The sequence below is a fragment of the Vallitalea sediminicola genome (genome assembly GCF_054408565.1).
This window is the reverse complement of sequence record NZ_BTPT01000452.1, coordinates 1-208: the sequence shown is the minus strand read 5'-3', so window position 1 is coordinate 208 and position 208 is coordinate 1. Positions and strand designations below refer to the sequence as shown.

Genomic DNA, 208 nt, shown 5'->3' with positions numbered 1-208 from the left:
TTTGATAGTTATGAAGAATATTTGGATATGCATTATGGTGAAGATAGAGAAGAATTAAGTGAGCTTGTTAAGGAGAGTTGTCTTGAAATATATAAAAACCATAAGAAAAATAATCACATTGAGAAGTTGAAAGTTAAAGGGAATGAATTAGAAATAGTTTCTTATAATCACAATAATTTTATTTTGAATATGAAAATTAATACTTTTA

The 208-nt window shown here is 23.6% G+C and carries 1 protein-coding gene; it reads left to right on the top strand.

Going from position 1 to position 208, the window contains the following annotated elements; translation table 11 throughout:
- The coding region (locus tag ACX6CF_RS27395; protein WP_458788525.1) for a hypothetical protein at window positions 1-208 on the top strand (208 nt) is incomplete at both ends.